Here is a 15,745-nt window from a genome sequence, read left to right on the forward strand (position 1 = left end):
TCCCTCGGCGGCGCACGCCGCCCAACTCCCCTTCGAAGAATCGCCATGACGTCCCAACTGCACAAAAAGGGCGAGGCCTGGTCGGCCCGCTTCTCGGAACCGATGTCGGAGCTGGTCAAGCGCTACACGTCGTCGGTGTTTTTCGACAAGCGCCTCGCGCTCGTCGACATCGCCGGCTCGCTCGCGCACGCGAGCATGCTCGCGGCGCAGAAGATCATCAGCACCGACGACCTCGCCGCGATCGAACGCGGGATGACGCAGATCAAGGGCGAGATCGAGCGCGGCGAATTCGAATGGCAGCTGGATCTCGAGGACGTCCACCTGAACATCGAGGCGCGCCTGACCGCGCTGATCGGCGATGCGGGCAAGCGTCTGCACACGGGCCGCTCGCGCAACGACCAGGTCGCGACCGACATCCGTCTGTGGCTGCGCGGCGAGATCGACCGCATCGGCGGCCTGCTGAACGACCTGCGCGGCGCGCTGATCGACCTCGCGGAGAAGAACGCCGACACGATCATGCCGGGCTTCACGCACCTGCAGGTCGCGCAGCCGGTCACGTTCGGCCATCACCTGCTCGCGTACGTCGAGATGTTCACGCGCGACGCGGAACGCATGCGCGACTGCCGCACCCGCGTGAACCGCCTGCCGCTCGGCGCGGCCGCGCTCGCGGGCACCAGCTACCCGATCGACCGTCACGCCGTCGCGAAGACGCTCGGCTTCGACGGCATCTGCGCGAACTCGCTCGACGCGGTGTCGGATCGCGACTTCGCGATCGAATTCGCGGCGGCATCCGCGCTCGTGATGACGCACGTGTCGCGCTTCTCCGAGGAACTCGTGCTGTGGATGAGCCCGCGCGTCGGCTTCATCGACATCGCCGATCGCTTCTGCACCGGCAGCTCGATCATGCCGCAGAAGAAGAACCCGGACGTGCCCGAGCTCGCGCGCGGCAAGACGGGCCGCGTGAACGGCCACCTGATGGCGCTCCTCACGCTGATGAAGGGCCAGCCGCTCGCGTACAACAAGGACAACCAGGAAGACAAGGAACCGCTGTTCGACACGGTCGACACCGTCGCCGACACGCTGCGGATCTTCGCCGAGATGGTCGCGGGCATCACCGTGAAGCCGGACGCGATGCGCGCGGCCGCGCTGCAGGGCTTCTCGACCGCCACCGACCTCGCCGACTACCTCGTGAAGCGCGGGCTGCCGTTCCGCGACGCGCACGAAGCGGTCGCGCACGCGGTGCGGATCTGCGACGACCGCGGGATCGACCTCGCCGACCTGACGCTCGACGAAATGAAGCAGGAGCTGCCGAACGTCGCGCACCTGATCGGCGACGACGTGTTCGGCTACCTGACGCTCGAAGGTTCGGTCGCAAGCCGCAACCACGCGGGCGGCACCGCGCCCGACCAGGTGCGTGCGGCGGTCAAGGCTGCCCGCGCCGCGCTCGGCACGTAAGCCCGTCGTCCCGGACGGACGCCTCCGGCGTCCGTCTTTCATTCGGGCGGCCGCCGCGCCGCCCATTGCCTGCCCCGCTTCCCGGATACCGCCGATGACCTTCTCCGCCGCGCTCTTCGACATGGACGGCCTGCTCGTCGATTCCGAGCGGACCATCATGAACACGTGGATCGACGTGTCGACCGCGCACGGCGTTACGTTGACCGAGATCGACTACCTGCAGATCGTCGGGCGCTCGTTCGCCGAAGGCCAGGTGATCCTCGCGCGGCTGATCGGCGACACCAACACGTTCGACACCGTGCGCCTGCTCGTGCGCGAACAGCTCGCCGCACCCGAACCGCATCCGAAGTTTCCGCTGAAAGCGGGCGCGCTTGCGCTGCTCGAGGCGCTCGCACAGGCCGGCATCCCGTGCGCGGTCGCGTCATCGTCCGCGCGCGACGTGATCCGTGCACGGCTCGACGCGGTCGGCGTGCTGCCGTTCTTCCACGCGATCGCGGGCGGCGACGAAGTCGCACGCGGCAAGCCCGACCCGGCCGTGTACCGGCTCGCGGCCGAGCGCCTCGGCGTGCCGGCGCACGCGTGCGTCGCATTCGAGGACAGCGACTTCGGCGCGCTGTCGGCCGCCGGCGCCGGCGCATCGGTCGTCACCGTGCCCGATCTGAAGGCGCCCACACCCGAGATCGTCGCGCTGAGCCTGCACGTGCTCACGTCGCTCGACGATGCGCTCGCGCTCGTGCCGTCGTGGTTCGGCGGCCTCGACACGCAGCAATCGGCCTAAGCGCCGCACGCGGCACCCCACATACAAACGGGCACCCTCGGGTGCCCGTTTTGCGTTGCCGCGCCGGATGCCGGCAGAGCGGCATCTCCTACTTGTTGCCGGCCGTCTCCGACAGCCGCTTCATCGTCGCGATGCGCGCGCCGATCAGATCGACGCGCCCGTCCTCGCCGACGAGCGGCGCCGTCGCATCGCGGAACGTGACCCATGCGCGTTGCGCGCGCACGAGCGTCGCGGCCGAATGCGCGGGCATCTTGCGACGCAGCTTCTGGTAATAGCGGTTCAGATCGAACAGCGCATGCTCGCACGCGGCATCCTGCACGCACGGCCGCACGCGGCCGATCGCCGGATCGCGCGGCACGTTTGCCGGCTTGCCGCCGACTGCCGCGGCGGCGCCCGGCGCCGCACTCACGCCGCCCTGCGCACCGCTCGTCGCGGCCACAGGCACGGCGGCGGGCGGCGGCGCATAGCGGTCGGCCGCCGCGCGCAGCGCGAGCGCGCGATCGCGCACCGGCTGCAGCTGCATGTCGGCACTCGACATCGCGTATGCGGTGCCGCGCGTCGTGTCGTACACGGCCTTCAGCAGCTGAATTTCATCCTTGCGCCACGTGACCCAGTGGCGCTGGCTGTCCTGCCAGCCGCGCTTCACGTCGGCCGGCGCATCGTCCGACAGGCGCTGGTATGCGCGGTCCATCACCGTCTGCCACTGCTGCTGCGCCTCGCCCATGCACTGGATCTGGCCGGCCGTCGACGACCGGTCGCGCCGCGCGAGACACTGCCGCATCGCGACGTCGATCGGGTCGGCCGCCGCCACTTCCGCCTGCGCGACATTCAACCCCGCCGGCCCTGCCGACCACGCGGCCCAGACGACGAGCGCGGCCAGCGCCGCGCGCATCGTCCGGATTCGTCCCTGCGCCGCCATCAGTCGCGCACGCAGTCGACGAAGTACTCGACGCGACCGTTCATTTCTTCCGCGACGAGGCCGTGGATGTCGGTATGGAAGCCCGGGAAGCGTTCGTTGAAGTCGCGCGCGAACCGCAGGTAGTTCACGATCGTCTTGTTGAAGCGCTCGCCCGGAATCAGCAGCGGAATGCCCGGCGGGTACGGCGTCAGCAGGATGCTCGTCACGCGGCCTTCGAGCTCGTCGAGCGGCACGCGATCGATCTTGCGGTGCGCGAGCTTCGCGAACGCGTCCGACGGCTTCAGCGCCGGCTCCATGTCCGACAGGTACATCTCCGTCGTCAGGCGCGCGATGTCGTTCGCACGGTACACGTCGTGGATCTGCGTGCACAGGTCGCGCAGGCCGACGCGCTCGTAGCGCGGATGCTGCGCGACGAATTCCGGCAGCACGCGCCACAGCGGCTGGTTGTTGTCGTAGTCGTCCTTGAACTGCTGCAGCTCGGTCACCATCGAGTTCCAGCGGCCCTTCGTGATGCCGATCGTGAACATGATGAAGAACGAGTACAGGCCGGTCTTCTCGACGATGATCCCGTGCTCGGCCAGGTACTTCGTGACGATCGCGGCCGGAATGCCCGTCTCGCCGAACTCGCCGTCGACGTCGAGCCCCGGCGTGATGATCGTCGCCTTGATCGGGTCGAGCATGTTGAAGCCTTCCGCCAGCGGGCCGAAGCCGTGCCAGTGGTCGTTCGGCTTCAGCATCCAGTCCTCGCGCGAACCGATGCCTTCTTCCGACAGGTCGTCCGGGCCCCACACGCTGAAGAACCAGTCGTCGCCGTATTCGGCGTCGACCTTGCGCATCGCGCGGCGGAAGTCGATCGCCTCAGCGATCGACTCCTCGACGAGCGCGGTGCCGCCCGGCGGCTCCATCATCGCGGCCGCGACGTCGCACGACGCGATGATCGCGTACTGCGGGCTCGTCGACGTGTGCATCAGGTACGCCTCGTTGAAGCGGTGCTTGTCGAACGTGCGGTTCTCGGAATCCTGCACGACGATCTGCGACGCCTGCGAGATGCCCGCGAGCAGCTTGTGCGTCGAGTGCGTCGCGAACACAAGCGCGCCCGTGCGCGGACGGCCGTCGCCGATCGCATGCATGTCGCGGTAGAAGTCGTGGAACGTCGCATGCGGCAGCCACGCTTCGTCGAAGTGCAGCGTGTCGAGCAGGTCGCCGAGCAGGTCCTTGATCATCTCGACGTTGTAGACGACGCCGTCGTACGTGCTCTGCGTGATCGTCAGGATGCGCGGCTTGAGGTCAGGGTTCTCGCGCAGCGCTTCGCGTGCGAACGGGTTCGCCTCGATCTTCTTGCGAATGTTCTCCGGCTTGAATTCGTCGCGCGGAATCGGCCCGATGATCCCGAAATGGTTGCGCGTCGGCGTGAGGAACACCGGAATCGCACCCGTCATCGTGATCGCGTGCAGGATCGACTTGTGGCAGTTGCGGTCGACCAGCACGATATCGCCGGGCGCGACCGTCGCGTGCCAGACGATCTTGTTCGACGTCGACGTGCCGTTGGTTACGAAGAACAGGTGATCCGCGCTGAAGATGCGCGCCGCGTTGCGCTCGGATGCCGCGACCGGGCCCGTGTGGTCGAGCAGCTGGCCGAGTTCGTCGACCGCGTTGCAGACGTCCGCGCGCAGCATGTTCTCGCCGAAGAACTGGTGGAACATCTGACCGAGCGGGTTCTTCAGGAACGCGACACCGCCCGAGTGGCCCGGGCAGTGCCACGAGTACGAGCCTTCGTCCGCGTACTTGACCAGCTCCTTGAAGAACGGCGGCGCGAGCGAGTCGAGATAGACCTTCGCCTCGCGAATGATGTGGCGCGCGACGAACTCCGGCGTGTCCTCGAACATGTGGATGAAGCCGTGCAGCTCGCGCAGGATGTCGTTCGGCAGATGCCGCGACGTGCGCGTCTCGCCGTACAGGAAGATCGGGATGTCCGCATTGCGGCGGCGCACTTCGGTGACGAACGCGCGCAGCTCGATGATCGCGGTCGCCAGCTCGGGCAGCTCGCCGTCCGCGCCCGTTTCGCCGAGCATGAGTTCGTCGTCGTCGATCGACAGGATGAAGCACGACGCGCGGCTCGACTGCTGCGCGAACGACGTCAGATCGCCGTAGCTCGTGAGGCCGAGGACTTCGACGCCCTCCTTCTCGATCGCTTCGGCCAACGCCCGGATGCCGGAGCCCGAGATGTTCTCGGAGCGGAAATCTTCGTCGATGATGACGACGGGAAAACGAAACTTCATGGGCGATTCTCCAAAAAGAACGACCGCGGCGCGTCACGCGCAGCGGTCACCCGGAAACCGGTGAGACGATATGCAACCAGATCAGGTTTTCGGCAGCGTGACACCACGCTGACCCTGATACTTGCCGCCGCGATCGGCGTACGACACGTCGCACACCTCGTCGCTTTCGAAGAACAGCACCTGCGCGACGCCTTCGTTCGCGTAGATCTTCGCCGGCAGCGGCGTGGTATTCGAGAATTCCAGCGTGACGTAGCCTTCCCACTCGGGCTCGAACGGCGTCACGTTGACGATGATCCCGCAGCGCGCGTACGTCGACTTGCCGAGGCAGACCGTCAGCACGGTGCGCGGGATGCGGAAATATTCGACGGTGCGGGCCAGCGCGAACGAGTTCGGCGGGATGATGCACACGTCGCCCTTGAAATCGACAAACGAACCCTCGTCGAAGTTCTTCGGATCGACGATCGTCGAATTGATGTTGGTGAAGATCTTGAATTCGTCCGCGCAGCGGATGTCGTAGCCGTAGCTCGACGTGCCGTAGCTGACGATCCGGCGGCCATCCTCGGACGCGCGAACCTGATCGGGCACGAACGGCTCGATCATCTTGTGTTCTTCGGCCATGCGCCGAATCCACTTGTCGGACTTGATGCTCATGCGAGCCTCCGCCGGGCTGTCCCAAAGAGGCTGACCGCCCCGTCGGAGGGCAGCGAACAAAGTGAGCGTTGGGGTCGTTTCATATCGGGGCGCCTGGAAACGCTGCGTGACAGTCGGTGACGGCCGTACCCGCGAGGCGGCGGCCGGGAAAGGCGCACATTTTACGCGATCATCGGCTCGCGCACGCGGCGGCCGTCAACGGATCACGCCGCACGCGAGCGCGGCGCCCGCGCCATGCTGCGAAAAGATCGGATCGCTCGGGTCGCGGTGCACCAGCGCCGCGCGGTTCATCGCGGAGCGCACGCCATCGAGGGCCAGATCGGGCGCGACGATGAAACCGGCCGCGACGCCGTTCGCATCCGCATGGATATTGCCGAGATCGCCGGCGACCCGCGCGCCCGCGCGCAGCCGCTCGGCGGCCGGTGCGAACACCGGGCCGGCGCTCGAGCCGTCGCCCGCGTTGCAGTCGCCGCGCTCGTGCACCTGCAGCGCGTGATCGCTGTTCGGCGGCAGGCCGACCAGGTTGTACGTGACCTGGACGCCGTCCGGGCGTTCGACGAACGTCACCGCGCCGCGCGCCTGCGAGCCGACCGTCGGCTGCAACTGCGCGTCGGCGCGTTTTTCGTGCGACGAGGAAAAGGAGGTACAGCCGGCCAGCAGGCCCAGCGCGGCGGCGGCCAGCAGCGCGCGCCGCGCGCGGCCGGCGCGCACGCCGTGATGTCGTTGGTTCATTCGATCCTCATGCCGGCTGGCGGCTGTTGATGCGGCCGCCGTGCCGGGTGGGTAAAGGGACCCGGGAAAAGTCGCCATGATACCGCGCCTCGCGGCGCCGTAAACAGCCTGAGCCCCCGCCCCGCAAGGGTTTTACGTATTTTGAACAACGATCGACGGGAACTTCGACGTCATGTCGCGCGCGCGCTCGGCGATCGCCAGCGCGACGCCGCGCGCGATGTCGCGGTAGCGCCGCGCCAGCGCGCCGTCCGGCTCGGCCGCGACCGTCGGCGTGCCGCTGTCGGCGCGCTCGCGGATCGCGATGTCGAGCGGCAGGCTGCCGAGCACGTTCACGCCGTATTCCTGCGCCATCCGCTCGGCGCCGCCCGCACCGAAGATGTGCTCCTCGTGGCCGCAGTTCGAGCAGATGTGGATGCTCATGTTCTCGACGATGCCGAGGATCGGAATGCCGACCTTCTCGAACATCTTGAGGCCCTTCTTCGCGTCGAGCAGCGCGATGTCCTGGGGCGTCGTCACGATCACGGCGCCCGTCACAGGCACGCGCTGCGCGAGCGTGAGCTGGATGTCGCCGGTGCCCGGCGGCATGTCGACGATCAGGTAGTCGAGCTCGCGCCAGTTGGTCTGGCGCAGCAGTTGCTCGAGCGCCGACGTCGCCATCGGGCCGCGCCACACCATCGGATTGTCTTCCTCGATCAGGAAGCCGATCGAGTTCGCCTGCAGCCCGTGGCCGATGAGCGGGTTCATCGACTGGTTGTCCGGCGACTCGGGGCGCTGGCCGTGAATGCCGAGCATCGTCGGCAGCGACGGACCGTAGATGTCGGCGTCGAGAATGCCGACCGATGCGCCTTCCGCGGCGAGCGCGAGCGCGAGGTTGACGGCCGTCGTGCTCTTGCCGACGCCGCCCTTGCCCGACGCGACCGCGACGATGTTCTTCACGTTCGGCAGCAGCTTCACGCCGCGCTGCACCGTGTGCGCGACGATCTCCTGCGACACGGCGACACGGGCGTCGCGCACGCCCGGCACCGCCTTCAGCGCAGCGGCGATGCGCGCGCGCACGTCATCGTGCTGGCTGCGCGCGGGATAGCCGAGCACCACGTCGACCGCCACGGCGTCGCCGTCGATCGCGACGTTGCGCACGCCCTTGTGTGCCGCGTACGGACGGTCGGTATTGGGGTCGACGACCGCCGCCAGCGCGGCGTCGACTTGTGCCCGGTCAATGCTCATCGAAACTCCGTGAAAACGTTTTTCTCCCGCGCAAACGTCAAAAAATATCAAATTACGCTGCCAAAATCGGGAAAAGTGAAAGAATCTGTTGCACGCCATTGCGCGAACGCGCGCGGCGGCGCAATCTTCGCGTGCGGCATGCTATGGGGCCAAATCGGCCGCCAACCGCCTATATTGTAGAGGCTGACGCATCACCTGTCCGGAACAGCCACGCTGGCGAACAGGGCATGCAGCCGCCTCGGCGGCTGCCGCGAGCCCGGGCCCGCCCGCCTTTGTCGGGCGCCCGTGGTGGGAGCCGTCACTGTTGTTTGTCGTCGTTGTCGACTCGTTCAACCAAGAAAGAGAGGAATCCAAGATGAACATGAAAATCGCGACCCGCTTGTCCGTCTTCGCATTGGCCGGCGCATTGCTGGCAGGCTGCGCCACGCAGCAAGGCAACAACGCGGCCGTCGGCACCGGCACCGGTGCGGCGCTGGGTGCGGGCATCGGCGCGCTGGCCGGTGGCGGCAAGGGCGCGGCGATCGGCGCAGGCGTCGGCGCACTGGTCGGCGGCGTGACCGGCTACAACTGGCAGGCGATCAAGAACAAGCTCGCACCGTCGGCAGCGCAGACCGGCACGCAAGTGACCGAGCAGCCGGACGGCTCGCTGAAGCTGAACGTGCCGAGCTCGGTGACCTTCGCGACGAACCAGTACGCGATCACGCCGGCCTTCACGCCGCTGCTGAACGACCTGGCGACGACGCTGAACCAGAACCCGCAACTGACGGGATCGGTCATCGGCTACACGGACAGCACGGGTTCGGCACAGCTGAACCAGACGCTGTCGCAGAACCGTGCGCAAAGCGTCGTGAACGCGCTGGCGCAGCGCGGCGTCGCGGGCGGCCGTCTGTCGGCCCAGGGCATGGGCCCGTCGAACCCGATCGCGGACAACGCGACCGAAGCCGGCCGTGCGCAAAACCGCCGCGTCGAGATCTACCTGCGCGCGCCGCAGCAGCATCAGTAAGCATCGCCACGAGAGGGAATGGGGCCGTGCGCCACGCGCACAGCCCCGCCACACAAGGCTTCCAGCAGGGTCCGTAACAAATCGAAAAAAATTTCGAACTTCCGTCGCGGCCTGCGGTCTGTCTTTACGGTACGCGGCTGGCGCTGCCGGCCCGTCACCATTCTCCTCTTGTCGTTGTTGCTCCGGGGCCGTATCCGCCCCGGTTTTTTTTGCCCGAAAATCGTGTGCTGCACCGCAGCATTTCACTGCCGGGCACGCGTCCCCCGCCCGCTCGTCCGTCGCGGCACCCCCTGTCGAACACCCGCCCCGGCTGACCGGCGCGCGCCCCTGCTAGAATCGCAGTTTCCGTCGTTTTCGCCGTTCTTCTACAGACCCTATGTCCGCATCCGACCTGACTTCCGTGCAGGCTACGGCGCCGCAAGGCCGCCGCCAGATCCTCGTTACGTCCGCACTGCCCTATGCCAACGGCCAGATCCACATCGGCCACCTGGTCGAGTACATCCAGACCGACATCTGGGTGCGGACGCTGCGAATGCACGGCCACGAGGTCTACTACATCGGCGCCGACGACACGCACGGCACGCCGGTCATGCTGCGCGCCGAGAAGGAAGGCCTCACGCCGAAGCAGCTGATCGACCGCGTGTGGACCGAGCACAAGCGCGACTTCGACAGCTTCGGCGTGTCGTTCGACAACTTCTACTCGACCGACTCGGACGAGAACCGCGTGCTGAGCGAGAGCATTTATCTCGCGCTGAAGGAAAACGGCCTGATCGCCGAGCGCGCGATCGAGCAGGCGTACGACCCAGTCAAGGAAATGTTCCTGCCGGACCGCTTCATCAAGGGCGAGTGCCCGAAGTGCCACGCGAAGGACCAGTACGGCGACAACTGCGAAGTGTGCGGCTCGACCTACCTGCCGACCGAACTGCTGAACCCGTATTCGGTGGTGTCGGGTGCGACGCCGGTGCGCAAGACGTCGACGCACTACTTCTTCCGCCTGTCCGACCCGCGCTGCGAGTCGTTCCTGCGCGAATGGGTCAGCGGCCTCGCGCAGCCCGAAGCCACCAACAAGATGCGCGAATGGCTCGGCGACGCCGGTGAAGCCAAGCTCGCCGACTGGGACATCTCGCGCGACGCGCCGTACTTCGGCTTCGAGATCCCGGGCGCGCCCGGCAAGTACTTCTACGTGTGGCTCGACGCGCCGGTCGGCTACTACGCGAGCTTCAAGAACCTGTGCGACCGCGAGGGCATCGACTTCGACGCGTGGATCCGCGCGGGTTCGACGGCCGAGCAGTATCACTTCATCGGCAAGGACATCCTGTATTTCCACACGCTGTTCTGGCCGGCGATGCTCGAGTTCTCGGGCCATCGCACGCCGACCAACGTGTTCGCGCACGGCTTCCTGACGGTCGACGGCGCGAAGATGTCGAAGTCGCGCGGCACCTTCATCACCGCGCAGAGCTACATCGACACCGGCCTGAACCCCGAATGGCTGCGCTACTACTTCGCCGCGAAGCTGAACGCGACGATGGAAGACATCGACCTGAACCTCGACGACTTCCAGGCGCGCGTGAACAGCGACCTTGTCGGCAAGTACGTGAACATCGCGAGCCGCGCGGCCGGCTTCCTGATCAAGCGTTTCGACGGCCGCGTGCAGGACAGCGCGATGAACCATCCGCTCGTCGCGAAGCTGCGCGATGCGATTGCATCGATCGCCGCGCACTACGAAGGCCGCGAATACAGCCGCGCGCTGCGCCACACGATGGAACTCGCGGACGAAGTAAACGCGTACGTCGACGGTGCGAAGCCGTGGGAACTCGCGAAGGATCCGGCCAACGCGGTCGCGCTGCACGAAACCTGCAGCGTGAGCCTCGAGGCGTTCCGCCTGCTGTCGCTCGCGCTGAAGCCGGTGATGCCGCGCGTGGCCGAAGCGGTCGAGGCGTTCTTCGGCGTCGCGCCGCTCGCGTGGGCCGATGCCGCGAAGCCGCTGTCGTCGGCGCAGCCGATCAAGGCGTACCAGCACCTGATGACGCGTGTCGATCCGAAGCAGATCGACGCGCTGCTCGCCGCGAACCGCGATTCGCTGCAGGCCGACGCGGCGGGCGCCGCTGCCGCCGGCGCGACCGCCGCCAACGCCGCGAAGGATGCGAAGAACGCCAAGGCGAACGCGAAGGCGGTTGCCGCGAACGGTGCCGACGACGCTCCGATCTCGATCGACGATTTCGCGAAGGTCGACCTGCGCATCGCGAAGATCGTCGCGTGCCAGGCCGTCGAAGGCTCGGACAAGCTGCTGCAGCTCACGCTCGACATCGGCGAGGAAAAGACCCGCAACGTGTTCTCGGGCATCAAGTCGGCTTACCAGCCCGAGCAGCTCGTCGGCAAGCTGACGGTGATGGTCGCGAACCTCGCGCCGCGCAAGATGAAGTTCGGGCTGTCCGAAGGGATGGTGCTCGCCGCGTCGGCGGCCGACGAGAAGGCCGAACCGGGCCTCTACATCCTCGAGCCGCACAGCGGCGCGAAGCCCGGCATGCGCGTGAAGTAAGCAGCACACGCCGCTGGCTGAGCAAGGAAGCCTCGCACGAGATGTGCGGGGCTTTTTTTTATGGCGCGGCCGGACTGCGCCCCTTGATCACCGCTGGCTGAACCAGCGATCGAAGCGCCGCGTGTAGTTCAGGTCGACGCCCTGGAACGTGCCGCCATACGCGGACACCGACCAGAAGCGCGTCAGGTTGATGGTCGCCTTGAACGCGTTGCTCGCCGATTGCAGCCCCTGCTCGTAACCGAGCACGAAGCGCTCGTTGATCGCCTTCGAGATCTGCACGACCTGCGCATCGGTCAGGCCGACATCGCTGCGGCCGATCGAGAATTCGTCGAGACCGATGCTCTGCGCGACCCGCTTGCCGGTCGCGCTGCCGAGCAGTGCAAGCGCGGCGGTCATCGCGTTCTGCTGGCCGACGTTGTTGCCCTGGTCGGTGCCGTGTCCGAACAGCAGCCACGACAGCTTCTCGTTGTCGGTGACGTTCGGCTCGGACACGAGCTTGACCGTCGGCGACTGGATCGTGCCGATGACCTGCACGCCGGCCTCGACCTCCTGGTTGCGCCGCATCGCGAGGATGTTGATGCCCGGATTCGACACCGGGCCGTTGAACGTGAAGAAACCGTTCTCGACCGCGAGCTTGCGGCCGAACGACGTATAGGTCGACCCCTCCGTCACGCGCACGTTGCCGACCGCGCGCAGCGGCACGCCCGGCGCGCTCATCACGGTGATCGTGCCGCGCAGCCCGAGGTCCGCGCCGTGGCCCCGGAAGCGGAAGTTGTTGCCGAGGCCGATGTCGATGTTGGCGCGCGGCGCGAGCGACGGCGCCGGCTTTTCGTCGACCTTCTGCGGCTTCGCGACCGCGGTGCCCGTCTGGACGTCGCCGCGCACCGTGCCGTCCGGGCGCACGATCACGACGTCGTCGGACAGATGCGGCGCGCCGTCCTCCGGCAGGTCGAACAGCGCGCGGTCGACGACGAACTTGCCGTTGATCGCCAGCGCGCCGCGCGGCCCGTCGTTCGCGACGGTCGCCTTGCCCGACAGCGACAGCTTGCGGTCGGGCGCCGCGAACAGCTCGAGCTTGTCCGCGACGATGCTCGCGGTTAGATCGGGCGCCGCGCCGTCGAGACGCACGCGGCCGATCGCGCGCAGCGTGCCGTCGCCGCCGTGGAACTCGACCTGCTGGAATTCGACGAGGTTCTCCGCGAGCTTCACGCGCACGATGCCGTCCTTCAGCTGCACGCCCTGGTCGACGAGCGTCGCGGACAGGTCGTCGCCCGTCAGGCTCCCCGACACGTTCGGCTTCACCGGCGTGCCCGCGACCGTCAGGTGCAGCGCCGCGCGCCCGCCGAGCAGGTAGCTCGGCCCGAACAGGTTGCCGGTCGCCTTCAGCGACGGGATGTCGGCATCGATGCGGCCCGACAGCGGACCATCGTCGACGACGCCGAACACGCCGTCGCGCAGCGCGAACGGGACGGTGACGTTCGCGTCGAGCGTGCCGATCCGGTTCGCCTTCGCGAGCGCCACCACGTTGAGCCGGTTGCCGGGTGCGAAGGTCGCGCGCGCGGACAGGTCGGTCAGCCCGAGCGACGCGATGCCGCGGCCGCTCTCGATCGTCACGTCGCCACCGCGCCGTTTCATCTGCACATGGCCGGTCGCATTCGCGCCGAGCGAGAAGTCCCAGTCGGCATCGAGCACGACGTCGGTACGCACCGGCGGCCGCTGGCCCGTCAGCGCCTGGCGGACTTCGAAGAAACGCGCGACCGAGGCATCGCGCACGGAGCCTGCGGAGCGCATCTGGCCGCGATCGAACACGAAGGACTTCAGGTCGATCGACGCGCCTTCGAGCGTGAGCCGCGTCGCGCCGAGCGTCACGCGGCCGGCACCGGCCGATATGGTGAGCGGCGCCTGCAGCGCGAGCGCCGGCGTGCCGCGGTTCGCCAGGCGCGTGACGGTGCCGTCCCAGCGCATCCCGTCGCGGTTCTCGACCACGCCGCCGTTCGCCGCGAGCGTCAGGTTGATCACGCGGCCGTCGGCGATCCCCATCGCCGACGCATCGAGCGTGTGCTTCGCGCGCGTGCCGTCGAGGTTCGCGCGCAGCGATTTCAATTGCAGCGAGCCGAGCGCGAGGTCGGTCGCGTCGGCGGTGAACACGAGCGCGCCGTGCGCGCCGTCGCGGATGTCGGCGCGGCCCTGCGCGGCGCCGATCCGGTTCGAGCCGACCACGACGTGCTGAGCCTTGTAGGTGCCCATCACGTTCGGATGCGCGAAGCTGCCGGTCAGCTCGCCCTGCGCCTGCACCAGGCCCTGCATGCCGAAGCCGAGCCGGTCGAGCTGCGGCGCATCGACGACGAAGCGCAGCCGGTCGCCCGGCGCGCCGAAGCTGCCGCGCAGGTCGACGTGGTTGCCCGCGATCGACAGGGTCGCGTTGCTCGGCAGGATCCGCGCGCCGGCCAGCTGCACGACGCCGGCGCCGGTCAGCGGCACGCCGTCGTACAGGCTGTCGCCGAGCTTGAAGGTCGCCTTCGTCGACACCTGCGGCGCGAACGCGCCGGAGGCCGTCAGCGTGCCCGACACGCGCGTCTCGCCGTGCTTCACCGGCGCCTTGGTTGTCGCTTTGGCCGTGTTCGCCGTCTTTGCCGTCGTTTTTGCACCCGGCTTGCCGCCAGCCGCACTCGGCGCATTCATCGCGGCGAGCAGCAGCGGATCGAACGCCGTCAGCGTCGCCTTCGCGTCGTAGCTCGAATGCGCGTCGTGGCGGAACACGCCGGTCAGGTCGATACGGCCCTTGCCGGCCGTCACGCGCGCATCGGTCAGCACCGTCTGCTGCGCCGTCAGCGCGACCTTCGCACGCGCGCCGAGCGCGAGCTTCGGATCGTTCAGATTGAAGTCGACGGTCGTCACGTCGCCCGCGAGCGTCACGCCGAGCGGGCCGCCGAGGCGCATCGGCCGCAATTGCGCGACGAATGCATTGAGGTCGAGATTCGCGACCTGCAGGTCGAAGCGGCCCTTGCCGCCCGTCAGCGTGCCGCCGCCGGTCACGCTGCCGTCGCGGATCAGCTTCAGCGCGAGGCCGTCGATCCGCTGCGCATGCGCGTCGAGATTCACGGTCGCATGCGCGTCGACGACCGGCAGCAGATGCTCGCCGAGCAAGCCGGGCTTCGCGTTGACGATCGACACGGGGCCCGTCACCGCGAAGCCCTTCGCCGGGGCCGCGCCGGCCGGCGCGGTCACGGGCGCCAGCTCCGCGCGCACCGCGAGATCGGCGGCCGGCGCGCCCGGCGAAATCGCCTGCGGGTTCACGTGCTCGAACGCGATCGACGCCCGTGTGAGCGGCACCGCGCCGAACGGCGCGGCCTCGACGTGCGCGCGCCCGTGCAGCTTCATCCCGCTCGCGGCGACGTCGGCGACCAGCGCCTCGAGCGAACCCGACACGTTCGCGCTCGCGTTGACCGCTTCGTCGGCGAGCTTGCCCACGTAGGTCGCGTTGCCCGTCAGCGCGAACGGCTTCACGCCGTCGAGCTTCGCGCGCGCGGTCAGCGCGCCGTACGGCGTGTCGACGCCGTCGAGCGCGAGTTCATGGTGACGGCCGTCGCTGCGGCCGTTCAGCGCGAGATGGTCGAGCTGCGTCGTCGAGCTGCCTTCGTGGATCGCCAGGTGATCGACGCGCAGGTCGTCGATCCGCACCTGCAGCGGCAGGCTCAGGTCCTGCGGTGTCGTGGCCGGTTTCGACGGCCCCGGCACGATCCGCACGTCGATCGTGCCCGCGCGCAGGTACGCGACCGACAGCCGCCACGGCGCGCGGGTCAGCGCCCAGCGGCCCTCGAGCCGGTCGATCCGCACTTCGGTGCCGGCGCCGCCGGGGCTCGTCCACGCGAAGCCGCGCAGCCGCACGCCGGTCGCGAGCGCGCCGCCGTCCAGCGTGCCCGTCAGCCGAGCGCCCAGCACGCGCACGGCCGTCTGCCAGGCGAGCCGCGTGCCGCGCTCGGTCGTCGCGGCGGCCAGCACGAGCCCGACCGCCAGCACGACGAGCAGCACGACCGTCGCGAGCGTCCACGCGACGACCCGGACCGCCCGCCCGCGGCGCGGTGCGCGCGGCGGCCCGTCGGGCGCGCGCTCGGGCGAATCCGGATCGTGAGGCGGCGGCGTGTCGTTCGGGTCCTTCGTCATG

10 protein-coding genes are annotated in these 15,745 nt (G+C 68.3%); 4 read left to right on the top strand and 6 right to left on the bottom strand.

Annotated elements, in window-relative coordinates:
• Positions 1-45 precede the first annotated feature (45 nt).
• Positions 46-1,455, top strand: a complete 1,410-nt coding sequence (gene argH, locus BAMB_RS12520; RefSeq protein ID WP_041491244.1) for an argininosuccinate lyase — start codon at positions 46-48, stop codon at positions 1,453-1,455.
• Positions 1,456-1,549: 94 nt separating this feature from the next.
• Entirely contained in the window at positions 1,550-2,233 is a 684-nt protein-coding gene (locus BAMB_RS12525; protein WP_011657648.1) for an HAD family hydrolase, read from the top strand.
• A gap of 88 nt (positions 2,234-2,321) precedes the next feature.
• On the opposite strand, the gene BAMB_RS12530 is transcribed toward BAMB_RS12525, so the two are convergent.
• The 5 genes from BAMB_RS12530 to apbC all read right to left on the bottom strand — a co-directional run bounded on the left by BAMB_RS12530 (position 2,322) and on the right by apbC (position 8,038).
• Positions 2,322-3,152: a lysozyme inhibitor LprI family protein gene (locus BAMB_RS12530; protein ID WP_041491245.1), complete on the bottom strand. Its 831-nt coding sequence runs from the start codon at positions 3,150-3,152 to the stop codon at positions 2,322-2,324.
• The gene (locus tag BAMB_RS12535; RefSeq protein WP_011657650.1) at positions 3,152-5,431 is read right to left on the bottom strand and encodes an arginine/lysine/ornithine decarboxylase; all 2,280 of its coding nucleotides are present in this window, start codon (positions 5,429-5,431) and stop codon (positions 3,152-3,154) included. Before BAMB_RS12535 ends, BAMB_RS12530 begins: the two co-directional genes overlap by 1 nt.
• An 81-nt stretch (positions 5,432-5,512) precedes the next feature.
• On the bottom strand, positions 5,513-6,082 hold the full coding sequence (gene dcd, locus BAMB_RS12540) for a dCTP deaminase (protein WP_006398615.1): 570 nt from the start codon (positions 6,080-6,082) through the stop codon (positions 5,513-5,515).
• A gap of 195 nt (positions 6,083-6,277) precedes the next feature.
• Positions 6,278-6,814, bottom strand: coding sequence for a superoxide dismutase [Cu-Zn] (gene sodC, locus BAMB_RS12545; RefSeq protein ID WP_011657651.1), 537 nt, complete (start codon positions 6,812-6,814; stop codon positions 6,278-6,280).
• A gap of 132 nt (positions 6,815-6,946) precedes the next feature.
• Positions 6,947-8,038: an iron-sulfur cluster carrier protein ApbC gene (gene apbC, locus BAMB_RS12550; RefSeq protein WP_011657652.1), complete on the bottom strand. Its 1,092-nt coding sequence runs from the start codon at positions 8,036-8,038 to the stop codon at positions 6,947-6,949.
• Between the two features lie 355 nt (positions 8,039-8,393).
• On the opposite strand from apbC, the gene BAMB_RS12555 reads away from it, so the two are divergent.
• Both BAMB_RS12555 and metG read left to right on the top strand, forming a co-directional pair.
• On the top strand, positions 8,394-9,041 hold the full coding sequence (locus tag BAMB_RS12555; RefSeq protein ID WP_012364456.1) for a YiaD family glycine zipper/OmpA-like lipoprotein: 648 nt from the start codon (positions 8,394-8,396) through the stop codon (positions 9,039-9,041).
• A gap of 376 nt (positions 9,042-9,417) precedes the next feature.
• Positions 9,418-11,580 (top strand): methionine--tRNA ligase, encoded by a 2,163-nt coding sequence (gene metG, locus BAMB_RS12560; protein WP_011657654.1) that lies wholly within the window; start codon positions 9,418-9,420, stop codon positions 11,578-11,580.
• Positions 11,581-11,667: 87 nt separating this feature from the next.
• Here metG and BAMB_RS12565 read toward each other — a convergent pair whose 3' ends face one another.
• Positions 11,668-15,744, bottom strand: a complete 4,077-nt coding sequence (locus BAMB_RS12565) for a translocation/assembly module TamB domain-containing protein (RefSeq protein ID WP_011657655.1) — start codon at positions 15,742-15,744, stop codon at positions 11,668-11,670.
• Position 15,745 lies beyond the last annotated feature (1 nt).

It is taken from the genome of Burkholderia ambifaria AMMD (assembly GCF_000203915.1).
Taxonomy (GTDB): Bacteria; Pseudomonadota; Gammaproteobacteria; order Burkholderiales; family Burkholderiaceae; genus Burkholderia; species Burkholderia ambifaria.

Excerpts from the sequence above, each read along its gene's own strand:
- argH (WP_041491244.1), top strand. The coding sequence starts at position 46 with ATGACGTCCCAACTGCACAAAAAGGGCGAGGCCTGGTCGGCCCGCTTC.
- BAMB_RS12525 (WP_011657648.1), top strand. The coding sequence starts at position 1,550 with ATGACCTTCTCCGCCGCGCTCTTCGACATGGACGGCCTGCTCGTCGAT.
- BAMB_RS12530 (WP_041491245.1), bottom strand. The coding sequence starts at position 3,152 with ATGGCGGCGCAGGGACGAATCCGGACGATGCGCGCGGCGCTGGCCGCG.
- BAMB_RS12535 (WP_011657650.1), bottom strand. The coding sequence starts at position 5,431 with ATGAAGTTTCGTTTTCCCGTCGTCATCATCGACGAAGATTTCCGCTCC.
- dcd (WP_006398615.1), bottom strand. The coding sequence starts at position 6,082 with ATGAGCATCAAGTCCGACAAGTGGATTCGGCGCATGGCCGAAGAACAC.
- sodC (WP_011657651.1), bottom strand. The coding sequence starts at position 6,814 with ATGAACCAACGACATCACGGCGTGCGCGCCGGCCGCGCGCGGCGCGCG.
- apbC (WP_011657652.1), bottom strand. The coding sequence starts at position 8,038 with ATGAGCATTGACCGGGCACAAGTCGACGCCGCGCTGGCGGCGGTCGTC.
- BAMB_RS12555 (WP_012364456.1), top strand. The coding sequence starts at position 8,394 with ATGAACATGAAAATCGCGACCCGCTTGTCCGTCTTCGCATTGGCCGGC.
- metG (WP_011657654.1), top strand. The coding sequence starts at position 9,418 with ATGTCCGCATCCGACCTGACTTCCGTGCAGGCTACGGCGCCGCAAGGC.
- BAMB_RS12565 (WP_011657655.1), bottom strand. The coding sequence starts at position 15,744 with ATGACGAAGGACCCGAACGACACGCCGCCGCCTCACGATCCGGATTCG.